Here is a 24609-nt window from a genome sequence, read left to right as displayed (position 1 = left end):
AGCACCTTTGCAATCGGCTTCGAGCTGGCGATTCACGTGCCATTTCACCCAGGTGAATTGGCGTGCGCGGCGGCCATATCGCGGCCTAGGTGAACTAGCGTTCACGAGATCGCAGTCGCCGCGACCCTAGGAGAGAAAGTGATCGGTACCCCGCCGAGCGTGATCGTCGACGAGAACGGAGCCAGACCGCCCCGGGTGGTGGACCCGGTGGGGACGCGGCTCGTCCTGCTCTCCGGTCTCTCCGTGTCATGACCGGGCGCGAGTGGGACGACTACGTCGAATGGTCCGGCCTGGACGAAGGGCGACTGGACGAGATCATGCGCGACCGCGGCCGCACCGTCGACCGCGGTTCGGGTGCCGGGCCGGATCCGGTCGCGCGGGCGCGATGGTTCCCCCAGAGGTGCCGGTGTCAACGGCGGCGCGAGCCCGCCATCGCCGGACCGGAGAACAACGCGATCCCCAGGACGAATCCGAAGTTGTACCAGTTGCCGTTGTTGCCCACCTCGTAGATGGTCACGGTGTCGGTGAACAGGGAGATGATGAAGGTCACCGGGAGGATGAGCCCGTGCCAGAGCCCCCACCAGAAACCGAGGCCCTCCGGGGAGACGTCGACGTTAGGTCCCGCGGCGCACGCGCCGAGGGTCAGGACGACGACGAGGAGGACACCGGCGGCGAGCCCCGCCCGTCCCCGGGTGGTCATCTCCGCCGCCCCCGCACGAAGTAGAGGGCGGGTCCGATGAAGTTGACCGCGATGATGGCAGCCCACCTGGCCTTGCTTCCACGCACCTGTTCGGCGGGCCGGAACGCCAGATCGGTCCACGCCGTGACCGCCAGCGACACCTGCACGGACATCAGTGTCAGGATCGTGGCCTTCTGACCATCGGACAGCTCGCTCCACGACTTCTTCCGCATGGGTCCTCCTGGGGTCGGTCCGGAAGTGGGGTTTCCTTAATCCTAGTGTCCGACGTGAGGGCGATGGCCGGGTTGCGGCCACGGGGCTGACGAGTCGAGGGCCTATTCGCGCACGGGTTGCTCCGCGCCGGATTTCTCCTTCTCCCACTCCGCCCGGTCCTTCATCTCCCTGGGTCGGAAGTAGAACAATCCGGAGAGCACGGCCACGAGGAAGACCGCGAGCATCACGAAGAACAGTGGCCACACGCCGGTGAGGAAGATGATCGGCACGGCCATGGCGGTGATGAGCCCACCGCCGAAGAACGGCTCGAAGACCAGCTGTTTGTAGCCGAACGCCTCGAACGCGGGGCTCTCGGCCTGCGGGTCGACCACGCGCATCAGGATGAGGCCCGTCGCGGTGACGCCCATCGACTGTCCGAAGTCGCCGATGCCGCGCTCGAACCAGTAGCGGCCGATGATCCGCGGGGCCAGCAGGAGGAAGACGGCGACGTTGAACACGATCCCCGCCACCGCGAGGATCGCGAAGACGCCGATGTTCTCGCCGATGGCCTGCAGGGACAGCGTGGCGATGGCGGCGACGATGAGGAAGTCGAGCGCCCAGCCCTGGATCCGGAGCATGATCTGGGCGTCGATCACGTGGGCGAACCCGGCCTTGGTGGCGACGTACTGAACGATCACGCCGCCGAGGAGGGCGATGGGGAAGAGGGGGACGTAGGCGAAGATCTCCAACGGGGTGTTCTCGTCGAGCATGACCGACGCGTAGGTGGCCTGCTCGATCCAGCGCAGGCCCTCCAGGATCGCGAGCCCGACGAGGATCGCCACCGTGACGATCGCGATGTGGAGCGACAGCGGCTCGACGGAGGAGGGGCGGGAGGTCATCTTGCCGGCGGAGTAGTACTCGTCCTCGCGGAAGAGGCCCTTCTGCTCCTCGATGGACATCTTGGCGCTCCCGGTGACGATCTCAGTCTTCCCGGTGCGCACGGCCCAGTTGATCAACGCGATGCCGATCACGATCCCGCCCACGATTCCCACGGTGGCCAGTCCGACGGCGAGGTCGGCGCCCTCGCCGAAGCCCAGCTCGTCGAAGACCGGGCGCATACCGGCGGCGGTGCCGTGGCCGCCCTCGAACCCGATCTCGATGAGCGCACCGGTCATCGGCGCGGCCGCCAGGGTCGGCACCAGGATGAGGGCCGCGAGGAGCAGACCCACGACGTACTGCCCGGAGGCGAGGGACACGCCGAGCGAGAGCTGGGGGCCCACGAGCTTCACTGCCCGCTTCGCGGTCGGCAGCTTCTGCCCGAGGAACATGGTGGCAAAGATGACGCTGATCAGCAGCCCGGGCAGCGAGGACCACACCTCGACCATCGGCTCGGTGAACAGACCGTTTTCCCCCCACGGACCCCCGAACCGGCCCAGCACCTCGGGTCCCAACAGGAGCAGCAGGGCCCCGGCGACGATCGAGCTGGGGAGGAACAGTGACTGGACTATCCCCACCTTGACTCGGATGATCTTTCCGATCAGCAGCGCCAACCCGAGTATGAGTAGCGCGAAGCCCACCGCATTGGCCGTCATGGTGCAACCTCGTTCCGGTCGGTGACGCATGGCGTGGACGTCGACTCGTCGCTCTACATCTGCCGATCGACGGGTCGAGTCCCCGATTGTCGGGAATGTACGCCCTGTTCTCGCCGGAGAGAACCTGATCGGCTGATCGGTAACCGTGCCGTCACTTCGTCCGCCGTGGGCGCCGCGGATCGGTCATCATCGAACGGTGACGGAAAAACGGTGGGCGGAACTGACGGAATGGCCGTTGATCGGGGCAGCCCTGGCCTTCCTGGTCGCCTACGCGGTCTCGGTCCTGGTGAACCCGGTCGGCGCGGGGGGGCATTGTCACCGAGGTCGTGATCGTGGGGACCTGGGTGCTCTTCGCGGTGGACTTCGTGGTGCGCCTGGTGTTGGCGAAGCAGCGGGGTCGGTGGCTGTTCACGCATTGGTACGAGGTGGTGGTGATCGCGCTGCCGATGCTCCGGCCACTGCGCCTTCTCCGCCTGGTGATGCTGCTGAGCGTCATGCACCGCTCGGCGGGGACGGCCGTGCGCGGCCAGGTGATCGCGTACGCCGCGGGGTCGACGTCGGTCCTGCTCGTCGTCTCCTCCCTGGCGATGTTGGACGCCGAGCGCGGGGCTCCGGGCTTATCGATCGAGACCTACGGGGAGGCGCTGTGGTGGTCGGTGGTCACGGTCACCACCGTCGGGTACGGCGATGTCGCACCGGTGACCCCTACGGGCCGGGTGATCGCGGCGGGTCTGATGCTTGCGGGGATCGCCCTATTGGGTGTCGTCACGGCCACTCTCGCCTCCTGGATCGTGGACCGGGTCAGCGAGGTGGACGAGGCCAACCAGGCGGCCACGCAGGCTCAGGTCAGCCGGCTGTCGGCGGACATCGCGGCATTGCGCGCGGATCTCGGGCGTCTCGGTGCCGACGCGGAGAACCTGGCCGGCCGGCCGGGGCACCCCGCGACGGAGACGTACCGTTGACGGCATGACTTCCCAGGAGCGGCCCGGCGTACGGCTCACCGATGGCTTCGCCCGCGACTTCCCCGATCTCGGGGTGCAATGGAAGGCGGCCGAGGCGCCGACGCCGCGCCTGCTCGCCCTCAACGAGCCGCTGGCCGCCGAGCTGGGCATCGACCCGGCCTACCTCCGGGGAGACGAGGGCCTGGGCCTGCTGACCGGAACCCACGTCCCCTCCGGCGCCACCCCGGTCGCGCAGGCGTACGCGGGACACCAGTTCGGTGGCTACTCCCCGCGACTGGGCGACGGACGGGCCCTGTTGATGGGCGAGCTCCCGGACGGTCGCGACCTGCACCTCAAGGGCTCAGGCCGCACGCCGTTCGCCCGTGGTGGCGACGGTCTGGCAGCGGTCGGGCCGATGCTCCGGGAGTACCTCATCAGCGAGGCCATGCACGCGCTGGGTGTGCCCACCACGCGGGCGCTGGCGGTGGTCGGAACCGGGGTGGCCGTGTACCGCGAGCAACCGTTGCCGGGCGCCGTGCTCGCCCGTGTGGCGGCCAGCCACCTGCGGGTGGGCACCTTCCAGTTCGCCCGCTCCACCGGCGACGTCGAGCTGGTGCGGAGGCTCGCCGACCACGCCATCGCGCGCCACTACCCGCAGGCGGCCGATGCGGAGAACCCGTACCTCGCGCTGTTCGCCGCCGTCCTCGACGCCCAGGCCTCCCTGGTGGCGCAGTGGATGCTGCTGGGGTTCATCCACGGGGTCATGAACACGGACAACACCACGATCTCCGGCGAGACCATCGACTACGGCCCGTGTGCGTTCATGGAGCAGTTCGACCCCGCCACGGTGTTCAGCTCGATAGACACCCAGGGTCGCTACGCCTACGGCAACCAGCCGCCCATCGTGCAGTGGAACCTGGCGAGGTTCGCCGAGACCCTGGTCCCGTTGGTCGACGACGACGAGAACGCGGCCGTCGAGACGCTGACCGCCTCGTTGGGGACGTTTCCCACCCGCTACCAGGAGGCCTGGACCGAGGGGATGCGCACCAAGCTGGGACTTCCCGCTGCGCTGGGCCGACCGGCCGGGCCGGGCGATCCGGAGGGGTCGGGCGATCCGGAGGGGTCGGGCGAACCCGGGTCGGGCGACGGGGCGGCCGGGTCGGATGCGATCGAGCCGCTGCTGGAGGAACTCTCGCGGCTGCTGACCGCGTCCCGGGCCGACTTCACGTCGTTCTTCCGCGCGCTCATCCCCGCGGCGGCGGGCGACACCTCGCCGGTACGCGAGCTGGTGGGGGAGCTTGCCGACGGGTGGCTGGCGAGGTGGCGTGCACTGGATCCCTCAGCCGAGATGATGGCGACCGCCAATCCCGTGTACATCCCGCGCAACCACCTGGTGGAGGAGGCGCTGGACGCGGCCACGGCGGGAGACCTCGGGCCGTTCACCGAACTCCTCGTCGTCGTCACCGATCCCTACACCGAACGTCCCGGGCTGGAGCGGTACGCGAGCCCGGCCCCGCCCGACGCCTCCCCCCACGTCACGTTCTGCGGAACCTAGGGCAGACGTCCGGGGGCTGCCCCGCCGCCGGCATGTGAGTGCGCTGGAGGTCGTGGCCGGTCCGGCCGCGGAGTATCCCCGCCCGGGACCACGCCAGGGGTGTCCGGGACGACGCCGGGGCTGGTCGGAGAGTCGGCGACCGGCCGCCCGCCGCTGCCGGAACTCGCCGTGAGCAGGACCGCCACGATCCCCAGCCCCATCGCGATGACCTGTGGTGCCCCGATACGGTCCCCGAGCATCGCCCACGCCCAGATCGCCGATACCGGAGGGGTGAGGTAGAGCAGCATGCTCGTGCGCGTGGCGCCGAGGGTGCGCAGGGCGAGGATGTACGCCCCGTAACCCCCGAGCCCGGCCGGGACCACCAGCCACGCGAGCGAACCCGCCAACCGGGCCGTCGGCTCGATCGCGATGCCGGTGGTGAGGACCGCGACGCCCACGCAGAGCGCGACCGCGCCGAGTCCGAGGGCGAGCGAGTGCCGACTCGTGAAGTGAACGGGGCCGGGAAGGGCGTTGGTCGCCAACACGAGTTATCAATGAAAACTTATTGACATGGCTACATAGCTGTCCTGCGTTCAGCGGACAGGCATGTCCCGCGCCAGGCCGACCCCCTGGATCGCGGACCGCCAGAGGGGTGGCCATCATGAGGATTCTCATCGCCGACGGCGAGGGGGCGTATCGCCGGTCCTCCGGGGTGATGGACGCCTTCGTCGACGACCTCACCTTCCGCCTCGGCGCCCGCGCCGCGGTCCGGGTGCGGTGGCCGGAGCCCGAACAGACCCGCCTCCACCGTCCGCGGAGCTGGGACGCCGCCTCGGCCGCCGGTGTGGCGGACCTGGCCCGGCTCGTGGGTCTCCACCCGTCCGACGGGATCGTCCTCCTGGGCTGTTGCTGCGGGTGCCGCGTGATCCACGACTGGCTGGACGCCCACCCCGAGCAACTGGACCGGGTGCTCGCCGTCGGCCTGCTCTCGGACCCGTTGCGTCCCCGCGACCGGTGGCTGCCGGGCACCGGCGACCCGGGCGGCCAGGGGGTGGCGGGCAGGCGCGTGGGCCCGGTTCCGGACCGGACGTTCTGGGTCTCCGTTCCCGGCGACCCGCTGAGCGGCATCGAGAGGGACAGCCTCCTCCGGGCGGCGGTCCGTGACTCCCCGCTGACCCCGGATCAGGTGTACCGCGGGGTGCTCGAGGACCTCCCGGAGTCCCGCACCCAGCTCGCCATGCGACTGCACGTGCTGCAGCACCCGGCCGAGTGGCCCATGGTGTTCGGTCGCCGACTGGACGAGGCCCGCGCGGCGCTGCTCAGGTACGAGGACCGCGCGTATACCGCGCAGTACTCCGAACCCGGACCCGACGGCAGGTCTCCGATGGAGATCCTCGGGGACCGGATCGTCGACGAGGTGCGCGCCCGGCACGACCCGCCTCAGGACCTGCCGGGGAGGTTGGCGTCCTGACGGGGCGGCGTCGCCCGGCGGACCCGGAGCCAGTTGACGACGGCCACCACCAGCACCACGCCTGAGGCCACGGCGGCGGTCCAGACCAGCGCCCCGGACTCGAACCGGCCCTCGGTGCGCCCCACGGCGACCCACGCCAGTCCCCACGCGGTCGCCAGGGCGGGCGCCACCCGGCCGCGGCTGAGCAGGGCCGTGGCCAGCCCGATCCCCGCCGCGGCGACGATGCCGACGAGCCCGAGCGGGACCCCGGTCACCGGGTCGACGCCCTCGGCCGCGAGCCACGCGAAGGTGTTGGCCAGCGTGGCCACCGACACCCAGCCCAGGTAGAGGCCGAACGTGCCGTCGGTGACCACCAGCTCCACCACGCCGCCGGTCCGCGGTGCGCCGAGGAGATACATGATGCGGACCAGCACGCCGAGCAGGACCGCGATCACCAGCACCGAGGCCGCGATCTGGTCGAGCTGCACGGTCCAGATCCAGGCGGCGTTGAGCAGGACCGAGGCCAGCGCCCACGGGCGCAGCGCCCGCTGCCGGGCCGACCGGCGCGCGGTGGCCGTCAGCTGCCAGAGTGCGTAGGCGACCAGACCCAGGTAGATGACGCTCCAGATGCCGAACGCGGAGCCCGCGGGAGCCACCGGCGTGGCGTCCGCGGACAGCGCCCCGCCCGCGGACTCGGCCACCGGGGTGCCGCCGAGGGCGCCGCTGCCGACGAACGCGGCCACGATGGCGGCCGCCACCCCGAGGAGCGTGATGACGGGCATGGCCCACCCCGTGCCCCGGGTCGCGTGGGCCCCGGTCGGGGTCGGCTCGGACGGGGACGCCTCGGTCCGGTGCGGTGTCGACTGGTCCATGGTGACGACCGTAGCGGCAGCACACCGGGGTGGCGACCCGGCGCGGGTCGCGGCGACCGGATGCACGTGACGGCGCCGACGTGCAAGGTGGGAGACATGACCACATCTACGAGCGTCACCGTCGAGCGCGTGATCGACCACTCGGCGGCCGAGATCTTCGACATCCTCACCAACCCGGAGAACCACGCCAGGCTGGACGGCTCGGGCTTCGTCCGCGGGGACTACAAGTCCGACCGGATCCAGCAGGTGGGCGACGTGTTCTCCATGGACATGGAGGGTGAGCACATGGGTGGCGAGTACCGCACCGAGAACCACGTCACCGGCTACGGCAAGGACAAGATCCTGGCGTGGCAGACCGCTCCCGCCGGCACCGAGCCCCCCGGCTGGGAGTGGGTCTGGGAGCTCGAGAGCCGCGGGCCCGAGTCGACGCTGGTCCGCCTGACCTACGACTGGGGCAAGGTCACCGACAAGGAGATCCTCAAGAAGGTGTCCTTCCCGCTGGTGTCCGAGCAGCAGCTCGAGGACTCGCTGTCCAACCTCGCCGCCGCGGTGGCCGGCTGAGCCGTTCACTCCGTGGTCGTCAGCTCCCGCAGGTGGTCAGCGCCCGCAGCATCTCGCCCCAGTGGGCCAGCGGCAGCAGGTGGCCCTCACCCGCGTAGACCGTGAGGTCGGCCGCGCCCAGGTGCTCGGCGAGCCATCGCCCGTTGGCCGGTGGGGCCATCTCGTCGTCGTCGCCGTAGCACAGGTGCACGTGCGCGCGGACGTCCTCGACCCGGAAGCCCCACGGGCCGACGAAGGCCACGTTGTCCCACGCGATCGCCCCGGTGCCCTGCCGGAGCGCCTCGCGGAAGTTCACGAACAGGGCCCGCCGGGCCGCGGGGTCGGCGATCACCGCCGCGTCGCTGTCCGCCCACATCCAGTCGACCCACGGCGCGGTCTCGTCGTCCCTGACCGAGAGCATCGCGTCGAGGATCCCGGAGTTGCCGGACCGGAACAGCTCGGCCGCGCGGGCGGGGTCCCCCGGTAAGTGGGAGAGCGCCTCGAGATCTCCCGCGGTCAGCGCCTCGCGCGCCCCGGGCATCCGATCGAACGGGGCCAGGCCGCCGGCGATTCCCACCCGCATGACGCGATCGGGCGCTGCGGCGGCGGTGGCCAGCGCGAACGCCCCTCCACCCGACCAGGCCGAGACGGCGAACCGCGCCACCCCCAGCTCGTCGGCGACTGCCAGGACGTCCCGCGCGACCCCGCCCGGGCTGATCGGCCCGGGGTCGGACAGGCCGTAACCGGGGCGATCGACGCCGATCACCCGTACGCCCGCCCGTTCGGCGAGGTCGGAGCCGAAGTCCATCTCGAGACGCGAGCCCGGGGTGCCGTGGAAGTGGATCACCGGTTGCCCGGCGGGGTCGCCGCACTCGTGCACGGCGATGCGCCGCCCGTCGACGCGGATCATGTGATCGGACATGACGCCGAGCCTATGGGTCGGGAGCGCGACGCGGGACGACGGCGAGGTGAGCCATCTCACCGCAGGGCCCGGCGGTCGCGGTGTCGCACCGAACCGACCCTGTGAGCAGCGCCGATCCCCGTGGGGGTCCCGACTCCCGCCGTCCGAGCCCGACCCGGATCACCCGGTTTCGCCGCGCCGGGGTTGCGTCGCCCCCGTACCCCGCTCGTAGGGTCGTCCGCCGTCCCCGTCGATGGTCGACGGCCGATGCTGGACACCCGATGCACGACACGAGACCTCAGGAGGTCACGAGAGATGCAGAAGAAGCTCGTCCGAACCCTGACCGGCGCGATGCTCGCAGGCGGTATCGCCGCGGGTGGAGCCTCGCTGGCGGCCCCCGCCGCCTCCGCCGCGCCCGCGAGCGCCTGGGACCAGGTGGCCCAGTGTGAGTCCGGCGGCGACTGGCACATCAACACCGGCAACGGATACTTCGGCGGTCTGCAGTTCGCCGCCCAGACGTGGAGCGGCTTCGGTGGCGGCGAGTACGCCCCGACCGCCGACCAGGCCACCCGCGAGCAGCAGATCGACATCGGCGAGCGCGTCCTCGCCGGACAGGGGCCGGGCGCGTGGCCCAACTGTGGTGGCCCGCTGGCCTGAGCGACGTCCGCAGACGGCGCCATCGATAAGAGCGTTCCGCACACCCGCTTCTCGGGCGATGTGTGCGGGACGCTCTTGGCGATGCGGGAGCACCGATGCTCGGCGACGGGAGCATCCATCCTCGGCGATGCGGGAGCACCGATACTCAGGCGCCCCGACCGCAGTGGCCGGCGGCGATTAGGCTCTCCAGACCGTGACCGCCGCCGAGACCGTCTACTCCGCCCTCGTGACCCGCGAGCACTCCCGCGGGACCGACCTCCCGGAGCAGGTGGAGCGCGACGTCCCCCGCAACGGCCTGCGGTTGGTGGCGGCCAACACCCTCCAGTCCTCGGGCGACCAGACGGTCAACGCGTCCACCGTGCTGCCGTGGCTGTTCCACGCCCTCGGGGTCCCCGCGGCGTTGGTCGGTCTGCTGGTGCCCATCAGGGAGTCGGGGTCGATGCTGCCCCAGGTGCTGCTCACGCCGCTCGTCCTGCGGGTCGCCCACCGCAAGTGGGTCTTCGTCACGGGGGCGGGGGTCCAGGCCGCGGCGGTCGCGGTGATGGCCGGCATCGCCGCACTCGGCCACGGCACGGCCGCGGGGGTGGGGATCCTGGGCGCGCTGGTGGTGTTCTCGCTGGGGCGGTGTCTGTGCTCGATCGCCTCCAAGGACGTCCAGGGCCGCACCATCCCCTCGGGCGAGCGGGGCCAGATCATCGGGCTCGCCACCTCTGCGGCCGGGATCGTGGCCGTCACCCTGGGCCTGGCGATCCGTGCGTTCGGCGGCGACGATCTGGGCCCCGGCGACCTCGCCCTGTTGCTGGCCGGTGGCGCCGTGCTGTGGGTGCTCTCGGCGCTGGTCTACGCGCGGGTCACCGAGCCCGCGGGAGAGGCCGCCGCCGGGGCCGCCGATGACCCGGAGGGCGACGGCGGCGGATCCTGGTTCGCCGAGGCGGCCCGGATGTTCCGCGAGGACCGGACGTTCCGCAGGTTCGTCACCGTGCGTGGCCTGATCCTCGTGTCGTCGCTGAGTCCGCCGTTCATCGTGTCGATGTCCGTCTCGGCGGGCACCGGGGCACTGGCCGGGCTCGGCGGGTTCATCCTCGCCTCCGGGATCGCCTCACTCGTCGGGGGGCGGATCTTCGGCCGGCTCGCCGACCGGTCCAGTCGTCGGCTCATGGCGTGGGCGGCCGCCGCCGCCTCGATCGTGGCGCTGGGTTTCGTGGTGGCCGTCTCGCTCCCCGGCGTCGACGGCTCGTCCGCGCTGGGGACCGTGTTCTTCGTGGGCGGATACTTCCTGCTCACGCTGTTGCACTCCGGGGTCCGCGTGGGGCGCAAGACCTATGTCGTGGACGTGGCCGAGGGCGACCTGCGGACGACCTACGTCGCGGTCTCCAACTCGGCCATGGGGATCATCCTGCTCGTGGTGGGCGGCATCAGTTCGGTCATCGCGCTGGCGGGGGTCGAGTGGGCGCTGGTCTTCCTGGCGATCCTGGGGTTGATCGGTGCGGTGTCGGCGCTGAGAATGCCCGAGGCGTCGGCGGCCCGGTGATGCCGGGTGCGTGAGCGCCCCGGAGTCTGGAAGCCTCGGGACGGACGGCGGGTGAAGCCCGCCGGTCATGACGACGACGAGGAGACGCGCCGTGCCCGATGACAATGTCACCCTCACGGATTTCCGAGCAGGCCTGCTCGATGGCAGCGAGAAGGATCTGGCCGACTACGCCGGTCAGGTCGTCTTGGTGGTCAACACCGCCAGCAAATGCGGGTTCACCCCCCAGTACAAGGGGTTGCAGAAGCTGTACGAGGAGTACCGCGACCAGGGCTTCGTGGTGTTGGGCTTCCCGTGTGACCAGTTCGCGCACCAGGAGCCGGGCACCGACGAGGAGATCGGGTCGTTCTGTGAGCGCAACTTCGGGGTGGAGTTCCCGCTGTTCTCGAAGATCGAGGTCAACGGATCGGGCACCCACCCGCTGTACCGCTGGCTCAAGTCGCAGGAATCCGGTCTGCTGGGCGGTCGGATCTCGTGGAACTTCACCAAGTTCCTCGTGGGTCGCGACGGCAGGGTGATCGACAGGTTCGGGCCCAACCGCAAGCCCGAGGACCTGCGCAAGGCTGTCGAGGAGGCGCTGCGGGAGCAGTGAGGCCGTGCGGTGAGTGGGCCGATTCAAGTTGCTGCGGCTAAGGTTCGTAAGTCATCACTGAGAACTCTGGAGCCGTATGGCTGTCGGAATGCCCCGATTCGCCGCCACCGCCACCGCCGGCGCGCTGGCCCTCGCCCTGACCCTCGGTTCGGTCGCCCCGGCCGGAGCGCAGCTCGGCAGCATCGACCCGGCCACGTTGGGGCCGGACGATCTGGAGACCATCATCGAGGCCGTGGGTTCCGTCCCTCTGGGCTCGACCGCCGGTTCGCTCGGGTCGGTGGGCTCCGCGGACATCCCGCTCGGTGAGGGATCCTCTGCCCCCATCGGGACGCCCTCCCCGGTCGATCCGAGCATCACCGAGACCGAGTTCCGGGGAGTCGAGCGCACGCGGGGGGAGTATCAGTACTGGATCGTCGCCTCGGAATCGATGCAGCGCGAGATCACCGTCGAGGTGGTCCCGTCCCGGGGTGAGGGCGCCGCTCCGGTGCTCTACATGCTCGACGGCGTCGGCGCCCCGGTGAGCAGCACCGGGTGGAACCACCAGGGCCAGATCGCGGATCGGCTCGCGGACGAGGACGTGCACGTGGTCAATCCCGCCGGCGCGTTCGCCTCGTACTACACCGACTGGGAGCAGCCGGACCCGGTCCTGGGCAACAACAAGTGGGAGACCTTCCTCACCGAGGAGCTGCCGGGCGTCGTGGCCGAGCAGCTCGAGACGAGCGGCAGGAACGGGATCGGGGGGATCTCGATGGGCGGCCAGGCGGCCATGCACCTGGCCGCCACGCACCCCGGGCTCTACGACGCCGTGATGTCCTTCAGCGGCTACTACTCCACGATGGACGCGCTCGGTTACCAGACCGTCCGGCTCAGCGTGGAGACCCGCGGTGGCCAGGTGGACAACATGTGGGGTCCGCACCGAAGCGGGCGCTGGGCGGAGAACGACACCATCTCTCACCCGGAGGGACTGCGTGGCAAGGCCGTCTACTTCTCGTCCGGCAGTGGCGAGATCGGCCCGGAGGACCTGCAGGAGTACGGCGGCGGCGCGGACGTCCAGAACCTGCTCATCGGACTGGTCCTGGAGAAGGGCGTGCGCGAGGGCACCGAGGCCTTCGAGAGGGCGCTCGACCGCGCGAACGTCGACCACCGGGTGGACTACTCCGACACGGGGCTGCACAACTGGCCGAACTTCCTCAAGAACTTCGAGGCCGGCTGGGAGCACATCAAGCCCGCTCTCGAGGACTGACCCCCGCCCCAGCGCCCTCGCGATGGCCCCATGTTCGCCCCGGCGCCCTCGCGCTCGCTCCCATCATCGATAAGACCGTTCCGCGCACCCCCTTCTCGGGCGATGTGTGCGGAACGCTCTTTTCGTTGGCACGGGCCCGCTCGCTGTCGCGCCCGGGCCCCGGGGGCGGGCCGGGCTCACGCGGGCAGCGGGTTCCGCGCCGGAGTGCCGGGCTGCCGGTGGAGGCCGGCACGCCGCTCGAGGTACCCGGCGATCCTGCCGATCGCGTTCTCGAGCACCTCGGCGTCGGGCAGGCACACGATCCGGAAGTGGTCCGGCTCGGGCCAGTTGAAGCCGGTGCCGTGGGTCACCAGGACGTGCTCGGAGCGCAGTAGATCCAGCACCAGTTCCTCGTCGCTGCCGATGCCGAACCTCTCGGTGTCCAACCGGGGGAAGCAGTAGAGCGCACCGCGGGGCGCCACGCAGCTCACGCCCGGGATGGCGTTGAGGCGCTCGGTCGCCAGTGCGAGTTGTCGCTCGATCCGGCCGTCGGGGTCGATCACGTCGGCACCCCACGGTGAGTCCTCGGCCAGCGCGACCGGGATCGCGTACTGGCCCGGGACGTTGGGGCACACCCGCATGTTTGCCAGCAGGGTGAGCCCTTCCAGCAGGTCCTGCGCCCGCTCGAGGGGCCCGGTCGCGGCGACCCAGCCGGCCCGGTATCCGCACACCCGGTACGCCTTGGACAGGCCGCCGAAGGTCAGGCAGAGCACGTCGTCACCGGCGGCCAGCGCCGCGTGGTGATGGCGGGCGCCCGAGAAGATCACCTTCTCGTAGATCTCGTCGCTGAGCAGGACGAGCCCGTGCCGACGGGCGATGTCGGCCATCCCCCGGACGGTCTCGGCACTGTAGACGGCGCCGGTCGGGTTGTTGGGGTTGATCACCACCAGCGCGGTCGTCCGCGGCGTGATCTTGGACTCGATGTCCGCCAGCGAGGGGTTCCAGCCGTCGGACTCGTCCGCCAGGTAGTGCACGGGCACGCCACCGGTGAGGTTCACCGCGCCGGTCCAGGTGGGGTAGTCCGGTGCCGGGACCAGGATCTCGTCGCCCGGATCGACCATCGCCTGCAGGACCAGGGTGATGAGCTCGCTCACCCCGTTGCCCAGGAACACGTCCTCGGCGCGGATCCCGGGCACCCCCCAGCGCCGGTAGTGCTCGGCCACCGCCGCCCGTGCCTGCGGGATGCCCCGCGAATCCGAGTAGGCCTGGCCCGCGCCGAGTTCGCGGGCCACGGCATCCACGATCTCGGGCCGGGCCTCGAGACCGAACGGGTGCATGTTCCCCAGGTTCAGTCGCAGGATGTCGTGGCCCTCGGATTCCAGCCGCATGGCCTCGGTGAGGATCGGACCGCGGACGTCGTAGCGCACGTCGCGGAGGCGTCGGGATTGGCGGTAGATCTGCATGTGGACCATCACATCGCCAAAGTGGACTGGCGGAAAGGTCCACTTCACGCAGACCCGTGAGACCACTTTTGGCCTCGCGCGCCTAGGCTGAGCGCATGGCCCGCACCGCCCGTCCCGGATCCCTGGTCCTGGGCGAGGTCTCGGGCACCGCGGATCTGGTGGACGCGATCATCGACCTGATCTCCGACGGTTCCCTCGCCGACGGCGACAGGCTGCCCTCCACGCGCACGCTCGCCGAGCAGACCGGGCTCTCCCGCGGCACCGTGGTCCGGGGGTTCGACGAACTCTCGGCCGCCGGCTTCATCGACTCCGTCCAGGGCTCGGGCACCCGGGTCGCCGCCGGGGCGGGTCAGGCGGCGCGCGCCGGGGCGCGGACGCGCGGAGGGGGCGACACCTCGTCGTCGTCGCACTCGTCGTCCTCACGATCCTCCACGTCACGGTCGTCGCCGGGTCCCGAGCCCCGTAGGGGCAGGTCGGCGCGCGATCTGCGTCCCGGGATCCCGGACGTCGCGCTGGTGGACGAGCGGGCCTGGCGCTCCGCGGTGCGGGTGGCCGCCACGCAGGGGCTGGCGGGCCTCAACCCGTGGGAGGAGCCGAGCCCCACGTTGCGGGCCGCGCTGGCCGACCACCTGCGCCGCCACCGGGGCATCGCCGCCGCGGACCCGCTGCTGTTCGACAGCTCGCGCTCGGCGATCGCGGCCCTGTGTTCGGCGTTCGTCGCGGCACACGGCCCGGTCGCGTTCCACACGGAGGACCCCGGCTACCGGGGGGCGCTGCTGATGGCCCGTGAGCAGGACCTCGAGGTGCGGTTCCACCCCGCGGAGCCCGGCGGTCTCGACTCGGCGAGGCTGGGCTCCGAGCGGGCGATCGTCTTCACCACCCCCGCGCATCAGTTCCCGCTGGGGCACCGCATGAGCGTGGACCGGCGGGTGGCGCTGGTCGACTGGGCGCGGCGCACCGGGTCGCTGGTGATCGAGGACGACTACGACGGCGAGTTCCGCTACGGCGTCGCCCCGCTGCCGGCGCTCGTCACCCTGCCCGCCGCGGCCGACCACGTGGCGTACGTGGGGACGTCGTCCAAGTCGGTGGCCCCCGACCTGCGGGTGGCGTGGTGCCTGCCGCCGGCCGCCTTACGCCGCGAGGTCGAGCGCTGGCTCGTCGTGCACCGGCGCGGCCCGTCGACGCTGCCCGCGGAGGCGATGGGGGCGTTCATCGACTCCGGCGCGATGGACCGCCATCTGGCGCGGGCGGCGCGGGTGTACAGCGACCGCCGTCACCGCCTGGTGGCCGCGCTCGCGCGGGAGTGTCCCCACCTCGACGTGACGGGTGTAGAGGCCGGGTTGCACCTGTGTGTGTTGCTGCCGGGATACGACGACGACGAGGTGGTGCGCGAGCTCGAGCGGGCCGGATGGCGCACGCGGTCGCTGAGCGGGCAGTCGGCGCAGTACCCGGTGTCGGGGCTGGTGCTGAGTTACTCGCGGCTCGTGGCACGCGACGCGGACGAGTTCGCCGCGCGGCTGCGGCAGGTGATCGACGGCAGGTGATCGACGACAGGTGATCGGCGGCGCCGGATCGGCGGCAGGTGCGCCGGGGCGGTTCGCCTCAGCGGGTGCGGGCCGAGGAGTGCGGCCTTACAGTGGCCGCGAGGGTCGTACCGAGCTCAGAGGAGACGCACGATGGGCACATCATTCTGGCGACGCACGACGATCGATCCCCCGGTGGCGGAGTTCCCCGAGGGTGAACACGTCGACATCGTGGTGGTGGGGGCGGGTTTCACCGGCCTGATCACCGCCCTGATCGCGGCCGCACGGGGCAGCTCCGTGGTGGTGCTAGAGGCCCACACCGTGGGCGCCGGCGCCAGCGGTTCGACCACGGCCAAGGTCTCGGTCCTGCAGGGGACCCGGTTGTCGACCATCCGCTCGCACCACGGTCTCGAGACCGCCCGCGCCTACGCGGAGGCCAACCAGTACGGCCTGGACTGGTGGGCGGAGTTCTGCGGGTCCCACGGGGTGGACGTGCAGCGACCCCGGGCGGTCACCTTCTCGCGCAGCCTCAAGGGGACCAGCACTCTGCGCTCGGAGAAGCGCACGCTCGACGCCCTCGGACTGCCCGCCCGGTGGTACGACCGGATCGACGTGCCGTTCCCCGCCCGGGCCGCCGTGGAGCTGCCCGACCAGATGCAGCTCGACCCGGTCGAGGCACTCGGGGCACTGGTCCGCGCGACGACGGCGCTCGGCGTGCGGATCGTCGAGCACTCCCGGGTCACGGGCCTGGACGTGCGCGGGCAGGACGGGGACGCCCAGGTGGAGGTACGCAGCGACGGCGGCACCTGCTCGGCGCGGGACGTCGTCCTGGCCACCGCGTCCCCGGCCCTGGACCGCGGCCCCACCGCGGCGTCGATGGAGGCCGAGAGGTCCTACCTCTGCGCGTTCGAGTACCCCGGCGGTCTGCAGGAGGGGATGTACGGCTCGGTCGAGAGCCCGGTCCGCTCGCTGCGGACCGTGCCCGTGGGCGACCGCGAGGTCCTGCTGGTGGGAGGAAACGGCCACCGCACCGGGACGGCCGCGGGCACCGACTCCAAGATCGACTCGCTGCGCGAGTACGCCGCGAAGCACTTCCCCGGTGCCGAGTTCACCCACGGCTGGTCCGCGCAGGACTTCCACCCGGTCACGCTGCTGCCCAAGTCCGGCCCGATGCCGTGGGGGAAGGGGCGTGTGCACTTCGCCGGCGGGTACAGCAAGTGGGGCCTCACGGGCGCACCGGCGGCGGCGGGCATCATGGTGGACCGGCTCAGCGGACGGGAGCCACGGGTCTCCTTCGGCAAGCCCTCGCTCACCGGTGTGCTCCGCACGTCGGTCTCCCTGTACGCGGACCTCCCGGTGCAGCTCGCGGCCACCGCCGTGCAGGCGACCCTCCGTCCTCCCCGGCCGACCCTCCGGCCGATCGGCGAGGCGACCGGAGACGACGGCCGGACCTGCCGGGTCGGGCTCCTGTGCCCCCACATGGGCGCCGCGCTGAGCTGGAACGAGGCCGAGCGGTCCTGGGACTGCCCGTGGCACGGGTCGCGCTTCTCGGCGTGCGGCGAGTTGCTCGAGGGGCCTGCGACCCGGGATCTCAAGCGCTACGACGAGGCCTGACCCGACCCCCGGATTGGACGAACGTCCAAGTCGCCGGGGGTTCTCACGACCACCCGGGACAGAGCTACGCCCCGGCCCGACCCGTGACGGGTCGAGCCGGGGCGAAGTCGTGTCATCGGCCCTGTCGTGCCTGTCAGGCCGGGGGCATCATGACCCCGTCGATGGCGTGGATGACGCCGTTGGTGGCGGGCACGTCGGTCTGGATGACGGTGATGCGGTTGCCCGCTCCGTCCACCAGCATGACGGTCTCGCCCTCCACCTCGACGGTGAACTCGCCGCCCTGGAGGGTCTCGACGGTCTCGCCGTCCATCCCCATGACGTCCTCGGCCATGACGTCGCCCTCGATCACGTGGAACTGCAGGATCTGGGCCAGGTCACCGGTCGGATCGGCGAGGAGCTCGTCGAGCTGGCCGTCAGGCAGCGCCGCGAAGGCCTCGTCGGTCGGAGCGAACACCGTGAAGGGGCCGGGACCCTCGAGGGTCTCCACCAGGCCCGCGGCCTCGAGGGCCTGAGTGAGGGTGGTGAAGTTACCCGCGGCCATCGCGGTCTCGACGATGTTGCCGGTGGCCGCCGGCTCCTCCGTCGTCTCCTCCTCGGTCGTCTCCTCGGTGGTCATCTCCGTGGTCATGGTGGTCTCTTCAGTGGTGGTGGCGTCGTCGGCCGTGTCGTCCGTGCCGCACGCCCCCATGAACACTGCGAGTCCGATAGCTCCCGTTACTGCGATCGTCCGCTTCATGAGCAACCTTTCGTCTTGGGTCGGGGGTAACCCCAGTGTGACGGGACTGATGCGACAGATGTAACCGGTGAGACACAATCGTTGTACTGCCGTTAACCTCGGGGACGCATCCCCGATCCCACGGGAGAGACTCGTCGGGGCGCGCGACCGGAGGGCGCCGTGACACCCTGAGGTCGTGAAGACCCCGGTACCTGACTACCTACTCGAGATCCGCGACCTGTGCTCGACGGGCGCGGACGGGCACCTCGCCGATTACATCCCCGAACTCGCGGCCGTGGACCCGGACCGGTTCGCCGTGGCCGCCTGCACGATGGACGGCGTCGTCTACACCGCCGGCGACGCGGACGCCGAGTTCACCATCCAGTCGATGAGCAAGCCGTTCGCCTACGCGCTGGCACTGCGCGACCGCGGGATCGAGGCGGTCCTGGAGAAGGTGGCCGTGGAGCCGTCCGGGGACGCGTTCAACCAGATCTCCCTGGAGAGGATCAGCGGCAGGCCCCGGAATCCCATGATCAACATCGGAGCCATCACCACCCACACCCTGGTCGGGCCGGTCGGCGCCACCGAGGACGAGCGTGACGAGGCGCTGGCCGCAGGGTTGTCGTCGTTCGCCGGTCGGCGCCTGGAGGTGGACGCGGCCGTCATGAACTCCGAGCTGCGCACCGCGTTCCGGAACCGGGCGATGGCCAACCTGGTCCGTGCCAGCGGGATCATCGAGGACGACCCCGACGAGGCCGTGCGCGGCTACACCCGCCAGTGCGCCTACCGGGTGACCGTCCGCGACCTGGCGGTGATGGCCGTGACCCTGGCGACCGGCGGGATCAACCCCGTCACCCGCGAGCGCGTCGTCTCCGCGCCGGTGGCACGGCAGGTGCTGGCGGTCATGGCCACCTGCGGGATGTACGACGCGGCGGGCGACTGGATGTCCACCGTCGGGATCCCCGCCAAGAGCGGGGTGTCCGGCGGGATCTTCGGTGCCCTGCCCGGCCAGGTGGGTCTCGGCGTATTCTCGCCGCGACTCGACGACCACGGACACAGCGTCGAGGGGGTGCGGACGTTCGAGCGGCTCTCGCGCGACCTGGAACTCCACCTGATGAACACCACGGTGACCGAGGTGGAGGCCGTCCGTTCGGTGCGGTTCGACGAGATCACCGGCAGGCGCACGTTCCGCCTCCAGGGGCCGATGACGTTCGCGAGCGCCGAGCAGGTGTTGCGTCAGCTGGCCGAGATCCCACCTGGTGACGGCGAGGTGACCCTCGATCTGAGCCGCGTCTCCTCGGTCAACGCGAGCGCGCGTCGCATGTTGCTCGAGTCCATGCGGCGGCTGTCGCTGGACGGGCACCCGGTGGGGCTCGCGGATCCCGGCCGCCGTCTCCCCGACCCGGACCTCGGCGACGGGTCCCGACCGGTCACCCGGCGGGCGGCCCGCTGACGCGTCGTCGGGTCGGGTTCACGCGCCCACTCCGGCGTCGGCCAGCGCGGTGCGGACGGTGTCCGGCGCGGTCCGCATCGAGTACTCGAACGCCGCCACCCGGCGGGTACTGCTCATGAAGTGGGCACCCAGCCCCGCCAGGTCGACGGCCGTCGGAAGGATCGGGACCACCGTGGTGCCCCGCGCGCGGACGACCGCGATCTCGGCGGCCAGTTGCGCGGACATCGGTCGTCGGATCAGGCGGTGTTCGAGCCGGCCGCCGGGGCCGGGCACGCGGACGCCGGGCGCCGACGCCATCGGGGCGATGACGTACACCAGGTCCGCGTCCTCGGGCGAGAGCAGATCCACGGAGGCGGTCGAGCCCATCCCGCCGTCGACGAAGATGCGGTCGCCGATGGGGACCGGGGTCATCCACCCGGGGGTCGACCAGGACGCGCGCAGCGCCTCGCCGACGGTCGCGATCGGCGAACCCGGTGCGCCGAACACGACCCGCTCACCGGCGCGGATGTCGTAGGCGACCATCCGGGCGGCAGGGTGGGGCAACCAGGAGCCCACCTCGAACCCCTCGGCCAACCGCTGCAGCCATCCCATGTCGCCTCGACCGCTGGGGGCGATCCCGGCGTAGGCGGCCAGGCCGGAGTGCGTGCGCAGCAGTCCGGGATTGAGCAGGGGTGGCCGGGGCAGCGGCGGCCTGCCGGGCGGGGTGGACGCGATGTGCTCGCGGAGCCTGGGGTCCCGGGCCCGTCCGCGCTGCATGTCCACCAACTCGTCGACCCCGACGCCGCCGCCCACCATGGTCACCAACTCGGCCCCCGCCGAGGTGCCCAGCAGAACGTCGGCGTCGCGGGGATCGAATCCGGTCTGCTCGGCGAGGGCGTGCATGGCCGCGATCGTCCAGGCGCCCCCGATGGTGCCACCGCATCCGAGGACGAGGGCGATTCGGGTCATTCGAGGCCTCCTGAGGTGGCAGGGCACCGGGATCGGTGGGTGCGGTGGTGAGGGACCTCAGTCCCGGGGGTCGAGCACGAAGACGGGGATCGTCCGCTCGGTTTTCTCCTGGTAGTCGCGGTAGTCGGGGTACACCGCGACCGCCCGATCCCACCACAGGTCGCGTTCCGCACCGGTCACCTCGCGGGCGACGAAGTCACCGACCCGGTCCTTGTCCCGCACCTCAACGTGCGGGTGGGCCTTGATGTTCCAGTACCAGACCGGATGGGTGGGTGCGCCGCCCAGGGAGGCGACGGCGGCGTAGGAACCGTCGTGCTCGACCCGCATCAGGGGAGTCTTGCGCAGCTTCCCCGACTTCTTGCCCACGGTGGTCACGATGACCACCGGCATGCCCGACAGCTCGGAGCCCGACGCCCCGTTGCTCTTCTCGTACTGCTCGACCTGGTCCCGCACCCACGTGCTGGGGCTGGGCTCGTACTCGCCGGACAACGGCATGATGGCCTCTCTCGTCAGTGCGATCCCGCTCGGTGGGTCGTCACCGAGGCGACATTACGCCCGACCCGGCGAGGGGCTCGGTGAACCTCCGGAGCGCCGCGATCACCGCGAGGTAGCGGGCGGACTGCACCGCGTCGAACCCGTGCTGCGCGCCGGGGAGCTCGGCGTAGACCACGGGGTTCGACGACCCGCCCCGCAGGTGCCGCACCAGCCTGCGCGAACCCTTGACCGGGGTGTACATGTCGTCGGTACCGTGGATGATCGCGATCGGGGGCGCGCCCTCCGCCGGGTGGCGGACCGGGTCGGAGACGTCCTTCGTGCCCGCGCCCAGACGGCCGTAGTAGCCGTAGAGCCCGATCGCACCCGCCAGGGAGGTGTCCAGGTCCTCGAAGCCGGGTTGGAATCTCGGGTCGCCGGCGGTCAGAGCGGTCATCATGGCGATGTGCGCGCCGGCCGAGCTGCCCGCCACAACGATCGGGGCGTCCGCCGGGATACCGTGCGCGGGGCCCTCCGTGCGGATCCAGCGGATCAGCCTCTTGACGTCCACCAGGTGCTGGGGGAAGCCCGCCTCCGGCGTGGACGAGAGGTGGTAGGTGGTGCTGATCGCGGCCCAGCCGCGGAGCGCGTGGTCGAAGAGCATCGCCCGCGACTCCCGGCTCGGCCCGCCCGCGCGGAAGTGCCCGCCGTGGATGTGGATCAGCACCCCGCGCACGCTCTCGGTCCCTCTCCCGGTGTAGAGGTCGAACCGGGTCGCGCGGGCGTCAGGTCCGTAGGCGAGGTGGGTGCGGGCCTCGACGCCGCGCGGCCGGAGGGGCCACGGCTGGAGGAGCACCGTCCGCCACGGCGTGCGGTGGCGGGCTGCGGACCTCGTCTTCGTCGCCCCACCGGCGTCTCCCGGCTCGGGTCGGTCGACGGGGACCGACCCGGGCCGCCCGTCGGGTGCCGACGCGCCGGGCCCCGCGTCCGCCCGCGCGGACTCGTCGATCGCCCGCTCCAGGGCGCCGCGCGCGGCGAGCTGCCTGGCCTGCACCAAGGCCAGCCCGGCGCAGGTCAGGGCGGCCAACCCCGCTCCCGCGAGGTCGGTTCCGGTGACCGGGCGGCGAGCCAGTCGCGTGGCCGTCACCGCCGCCACGCCCACCCCCACGTGGAGAGGCATCTCCAACGCCGGGAGGCCGATCGCCCACCCCGCGGCCGCGGCGGGGAACGGGGCGCGCACCGGGCTCAGGGCCAGGGCGGTGGAGAGGGCGGGCGGGACGAGGAGCAGCGGCAGCACGGGTCAGGCCTCCGGGTGGGGTGGGCGATCCCGGGCCGCGACCGGGCCGGGGACGAGATCGAACGTCGGGTGGGGCCGCGGCGACGTGAGTCGGCCGAGCCGGGCCGGATCCGGCATCGCGCGGACGCGTCCCGGCCGCGGGCGACGGTGATGGCCCTCGGTGAGCCCGCGGAGTACCTTCTGAGCCAGGAGTCCCTCACGCCACCCGGCGACCGGCGCGGCGCGGTCGAGCAGGTCGGGACGGATGCTCCGCAGGCGCATCCGGCGAGTATAGGACCGTGGGCGCGGGGCGGCGCGGAGGAGGAGACCGATATGACCACGACGAGCGAGCCGGACCTCGACGAGGTGATGGCCGAGCTGGCCGCGCTGGAGGACCCCAGGATCCTGGCAGTCAACGAGCGGCACGGTGACGACCACGGGGTCAACCTGACCACGCTGCGCGGGGTGGCCAAGCGGATCAAGAAGAACCAGTCGTTCGCGGAGGAACTGTGGGCCACCGGCGACTCGGCGGCGCGCCTGCTCGCGCTGCTGATCTGCCGCCCCAAGGAGTTCTCCGGGGGTCAGCTGGACGCGATGCTGCGCGAGGCCCGCACCCGCAAGGTGCACGACTGGCTGGTCGGGTACGTGGTGATGAAGGGACCGCACGCCGAACAACTGCGCCTGGAGTGGCTGGGTGATCCCGATCCGGTGGTCGCCGCCGCCGGGTGGGCGCTCACCGCCGACAGGGTGGTCAAGAAGCCGGACGGATTGGACTCGTCCGGGCTGCTGGACGCGATCGAGGCCGAGATGGCCGACGCGCACGAACGGCTGCAGTGGGAGATGAACACGTGCCTCGCCCAGATCGGGATCCGGAATGTAGACCTGCGGGCGCGCGCGCTGGAGATCGGCGAGCGACTCGGGGTGCTCCGCGACTACCCGACGCCCGCGGGCTGCACCTCGCCCTACGCGCCGGAGTGGATCGGCGAGATGGTGCGCCGTACCGGGGGCTGAGTCCCGGCGCTCGCCCTCGCTCGGCCCGGCGCCAGCACCCGCCCGCCCGGCCCGGCCGCGCCCGGCCCGGCCGCGCCCGCCCGGCCGCGCCCGCCCGGCCGGCCCCCGCGGCGAGTGGTCGCAAACGTGGGCAATCCGGCTCAGTCTCTTGGGAAAACGTGATCGGAATCGACCCCGCGACGAGAGGCGACGGCGGCGCGCGCGGCACGGTAGAGCGCTGCGTGGGCCGCGGCGACCGCACCGTCCTCGGCATCGGCCGCCCGAGCGGGGACCGGTGGGCCGCCCAGGGCGGTCGACAGTCCCCGGCGTAGTTCCGTGACGGTCGGGTCTGCGGGGTCGTAGGAGCCCGCCGGCGAACCCCACTGCTCGACCAGGTAGCCGACGCGCGGGATGACCGGCGGCAGGCCCAGATCCCGGCACAGCTCCAGCCATCCGGAGTGCGTCCCGTGGCGGTGGGGCAGGACCAGGGCGTCGAACCCCGCCAGGGCCCGGCACAGCTCGTCATCGGTCAGCAGGTCGTGGGAGCGGACCTCGACGTCCGGACGCTCGGCGAGCGTGTCCAGGGCGAGTGCCGCCTCATGCCGGGCGTGGCCGGGAGCGTGGGCTGCCGCGAGGGCATCCGAGCGAACCATCACCACCAGGTCGGCACCGGCGGGCAGTGCGTCCGCCAGCTGTGGAAGCAGGCCCTCGGCGGCGACCCCGGCACGCAGCGAGCCCAGCACGACGCCGACGGTCCGCCGCCCGGGTGGCCGTGCGGTGTGCGGCCCGGGGTGACCGGCCTGCTCGAGGCGGCGCAACCGGTACGGCTCGGTGACCCCGACCGGCATGAGCCGGGGATGCGGGATGACCTGCGAGTCCACCCCCCAACGCCGACGTATCTCGCCCGCCGCGCCCGCGGTCAGCGTGACGACCGCGTCGGCTCCGAGCACCAGGTGCCCGGTGCGCTCGAGATGCGCGGCCGGGTCCGCCTCGTGGGGATTGGTCAGGTCGTGCACGGTCACCACCAGGGGTGACCCCCGTGACCGGACCGCGGCGACGAACTCCGCCACCTGAGCCGGGCTGCGGTGCTCGTAGCCGAAGTGCACGTGGACGAGGTCGGCACCGTCCAGCACCTCGGGACGCTCAGCGGCCTCGAGCGCGGGGTGCGGCCACCACCGCGACGGTTCGGCCGGATCGAGCAGGGGATCGGCGAGCACCACGATCCCCGCCGGGTCGGTTGCGGCACCGCTGGTGGGGTCCGTTGCGACTCCGGGTGCTCCACCGCTGGTGGGGTCGGCGGCGCGGCCGACAGCGTGGCGCACGTAGTCGTGGCCGGCGGGGATCGACCGGACCCGCAGCGGGGCCGAGGTCGGGGAGGTACTGGAGGTCACCCCGCCACCGTGCCACGTCCGCCGGTTGCCGCCACCTGGGGCCC

At 71.8% G+C, this 24609-nt stretch carries 25 protein-coding genes; 12 read left to right on the top strand and 13 right to left on the bottom strand.

Going from position 1 to position 24609, the window contains the following annotated elements; genetic code table 11:
* Positions 1-409: 409 nt before the first annotated feature.
* The 3 genes from ABD250_RS11665 to ABD250_RS11655 form a co-directional block, all read right to left on the bottom strand.
* Positions 410-700 carry a hypothetical protein gene (locus ABD250_RS11665; protein ID WP_017838311.1) on the bottom strand — a complete coding sequence of 97 codons (291 nt, stop codon included), beginning with the start codon at positions 698-700 and terminating at the stop codon, positions 410-412.
* Positions 697-912, bottom strand: coding sequence for a PLDc N-terminal domain-containing protein (locus ABD250_RS11660; RefSeq protein WP_179523808.1), 216 nt, complete (start codon positions 910-912; stop codon positions 697-699). The genes ABD250_RS11665 and ABD250_RS11660 overlap by 4 nt, the downstream gene beginning before the upstream one ends.
* 102 nt (positions 913-1014) lie before the next feature.
* On the bottom strand, positions 1015-2484 hold the full coding sequence (locus ABD250_RS11655; protein WP_182658427.1) for a sodium/glutamate symporter: 1470 nt from the start codon (positions 2482-2484) through the stop codon (positions 1015-1017).
* Positions 2485-2810: 326 nt separating this feature from the next.
* Between ABD250_RS11655 and ABD250_RS11650 the strand changes: the two genes are divergently transcribed.
* Positions 2811-3446: a potassium channel family protein gene (locus ABD250_RS11650; RefSeq protein WP_338404165.1), complete on the top strand. Its 636-nt coding sequence runs from the start codon at positions 2811-2813 to the stop codon at positions 3444-3446.
* A 4-nt stretch (positions 3447-3450) separates the two neighbouring features.
* Entirely contained in the window at positions 3451-4980 is a 1530-nt protein-coding gene (locus ABD250_RS11645) for a protein adenylyltransferase SelO (protein WP_182658426.1), read from the top strand.
* On the opposite strand, the gene ABD250_RS11640 is transcribed toward ABD250_RS11645, so the two are convergent.
* A complete protein-coding gene (locus tag ABD250_RS11640; protein WP_182658425.1) occupies positions 4977-5504 on the bottom strand; it encodes an EamA family transporter in 528 nt (175 codons plus the stop codon). The genes ABD250_RS11645 and ABD250_RS11640 overlap by 4 nt on opposite strands.
* Before the next feature lie 116 nt (positions 5505-5620).
* Between ABD250_RS11640 and ABD250_RS11635 the strand changes: the two genes are divergently transcribed.
* A complete protein-coding gene (locus ABD250_RS11635; RefSeq protein ID WP_344392393.1) occupies positions 5621-6430 on the top strand; it encodes a hypothetical protein in 810 nt (269 codons plus the stop codon).
* Here ABD250_RS11635 and ABD250_RS11630 read toward each other — a convergent pair.
* Positions 6400-7281, bottom strand: a complete 882-nt coding sequence (locus ABD250_RS11630) for a TspO/MBR family protein (RefSeq protein WP_344392389.1) — start codon at positions 7279-7281, stop codon at positions 6400-6402. The genes ABD250_RS11635 and ABD250_RS11630 overlap by 31 nt on opposite strands.
* Before the next feature lie 96 nt (positions 7282-7377).
* On the opposite strand from ABD250_RS11630, the gene ABD250_RS11625 reads away from it, so the two are divergent.
* Entirely contained in the window at positions 7378-7842 is a 465-nt protein-coding gene (locus ABD250_RS11625; protein ID WP_017837266.1) for an SRPBCC domain-containing protein, read from the top strand.
* 19 nt (positions 7843-7861) lie between these two features.
* Here the strand turns inward: ABD250_RS11625 and ABD250_RS11620 are convergent, their stop codons facing one another.
* Complete coding sequence (locus ABD250_RS11620) at positions 7862-8743, bottom strand: alpha/beta fold hydrolase (RefSeq protein WP_182658841.1); 882 nt, start codon at positions 8741-8743, stop codon at positions 7862-7864.
* Between the two features lie 294 nt (positions 8744-9037).
* Between ABD250_RS11620 and ABD250_RS11615 the strand changes: the two genes are divergently transcribed.
* The 4 genes from ABD250_RS11615 (at position 9038) to ABD250_RS11600 (ending at position 12742) form a co-directional block, all read left to right on the top strand.
* Positions 9038-9379 carry a transglycosylase family protein gene (locus tag ABD250_RS11615; protein ID WP_179523801.1) on the top strand — a complete coding sequence of 114 codons (342 nt, stop codon included), beginning with the start codon at positions 9038-9040 and terminating at the stop codon, positions 9377-9379.
* A gap of 193 nt (positions 9380-9572) precedes the next feature.
* The gene (locus ABD250_RS11610; protein WP_182658840.1) at positions 9573-10910 is read left to right on the top strand and encodes an MFS transporter; all 1338 of its coding nucleotides are present in this window, start codon (positions 9573-9575) and stop codon (positions 10908-10910) included.
* A 91-nt stretch (positions 10911-11001) separates the two neighbouring features.
* Positions 11002-11499, top strand: coding sequence for a glutathione peroxidase (locus tag ABD250_RS11605; RefSeq protein ID WP_259843993.1), 498 nt, complete (start codon positions 11002-11004; stop codon positions 11497-11499).
* 88 nt (positions 11500-11587) lie between these two features.
* Positions 11588-12742 (top strand): alpha/beta hydrolase, encoded by a 1155-nt coding sequence (locus ABD250_RS11600; protein WP_241730680.1) that lies wholly within the window; start codon positions 11588-11590, stop codon positions 12740-12742.
* A gap of 176 nt (positions 12743-12918) precedes the next feature.
* Here ABD250_RS11600 and ABD250_RS11595 read toward each other — a convergent pair whose 3' ends face one another.
* Positions 12919-14184, bottom strand: coding sequence for a pyridoxal phosphate-dependent aminotransferase (locus tag ABD250_RS11595; protein WP_182658837.1), 1266 nt, complete (start codon positions 14182-14184; stop codon positions 12919-12921).
* 95 nt (positions 14185-14279) lie between these two features.
* Between ABD250_RS11595 and ABD250_RS11590 the strand changes: the two genes are divergently transcribed.
* A complete protein-coding gene (locus tag ABD250_RS11590) occupies positions 14280-15728 on the top strand; it encodes an aminotransferase-like domain-containing protein (RefSeq protein ID WP_344392380.1) in 1449 nt (482 codons plus the stop codon).
* A gap of 132 nt (positions 15729-15860) precedes the next feature.
* Positions 15861-17321 carry an FAD-dependent oxidoreductase gene (locus ABD250_RS11585; protein ID WP_182658067.1) on the top strand — a complete coding sequence of 487 codons (1461 nt, stop codon included), beginning with the start codon at positions 15861-15863 and terminating at the stop codon, positions 17319-17321.
* Between the two features lie 133 nt (positions 17322-17454).
* Here ABD250_RS11585 and ABD250_RS11580 read toward each other — a convergent pair whose 3' ends face one another.
* Entirely contained in the window at positions 17455-18057 is a 603-nt protein-coding gene (locus ABD250_RS11580) for a fasciclin domain-containing protein (protein WP_182658068.1), read from the bottom strand.
* 175 nt (positions 18058-18232) lie between these two features.
* Between ABD250_RS11580 and ABD250_RS11575 the strand changes: the two genes are divergently transcribed.
* On the top strand, positions 18233-19489 hold the full coding sequence (locus ABD250_RS11575; protein ID WP_182658069.1) for a glutaminase: 1257 nt from the start codon (positions 18233-18235) through the stop codon (positions 19487-19489).
* 18 nt (positions 19490-19507) lie between these two features.
* On the opposite strand, the gene ABD250_RS11570 is transcribed toward ABD250_RS11575, so the two are convergent.
* Genes ABD250_RS11570 through ABD250_RS11555 form a run of 4 tightly spaced genes read right to left on the bottom strand, consistent with a single transcriptional unit; the run spans position 19508 to position 22466 of the window.
* Positions 19508-20437 carry a patatin-like phospholipase family protein gene (locus ABD250_RS11570; protein WP_344392376.1) on the bottom strand — a complete coding sequence of 310 codons (930 nt, stop codon included), beginning with the start codon at positions 20435-20437 and terminating at the stop codon, positions 19508-19510.
* A gap of 57 nt (positions 20438-20494) precedes the next feature.
* Entirely contained in the window at positions 20495-20932 is a 438-nt protein-coding gene (locus ABD250_RS11565) for a nitroreductase family deazaflavin-dependent oxidoreductase (RefSeq protein ID WP_182639810.1), read from the bottom strand.
* A 40-nt stretch (positions 20933-20972) separates the two neighbouring features.
* The gene (locus tag ABD250_RS11560; RefSeq protein ID WP_344392373.1) at positions 20973-22205 is read right to left on the bottom strand and encodes an alpha/beta hydrolase; all 1233 of its coding nucleotides are present in this window, start codon (positions 22203-22205) and stop codon (positions 20973-20975) included.
* Between the two features lie 3 nt (positions 22206-22208).
* Positions 22209-22466 (bottom strand): hypothetical protein, encoded by a 258-nt coding sequence (locus ABD250_RS11555; protein ID WP_179523789.1) that lies wholly within the window; start codon positions 22464-22466, stop codon positions 22209-22211.
* A gap of 51 nt (positions 22467-22517) precedes the next feature.
* Between ABD250_RS11555 and ABD250_RS11550 the strand changes: the two genes are divergently transcribed.
* Positions 22518-23195 (top strand): DNA alkylation repair protein, encoded by a 678-nt coding sequence (locus ABD250_RS11550; RefSeq protein WP_344392370.1) that lies wholly within the window; start codon positions 22518-22520, stop codon positions 23193-23195.
* A gap of 140 nt (positions 23196-23335) precedes the next feature.
* Here the strand turns inward: ABD250_RS11550 and ABD250_RS11545 are convergent, their stop codons facing one another.
* Complete coding sequence (locus tag ABD250_RS11545) at positions 23336-24565, bottom strand: glycosyltransferase (protein ID WP_344392366.1); 1230 nt, start codon at positions 24563-24565, stop codon at positions 23336-23338.
* Positions 24566-24609 lie beyond the last annotated feature (44 nt).

This window comes from Dietzia cercidiphylli (assembly GCF_039531545.1).
Taxonomy (GTDB): domain Bacteria; phylum Actinomycetota; class Actinomycetes; order Mycobacteriales; family Mycobacteriaceae; genus Dietzia; species Dietzia natronolimnaea.
The sequence above is the reverse complement of the archived record's forward strand: the minus strand, read 5'-3'. Positions and strand labels throughout refer to the sequence as shown.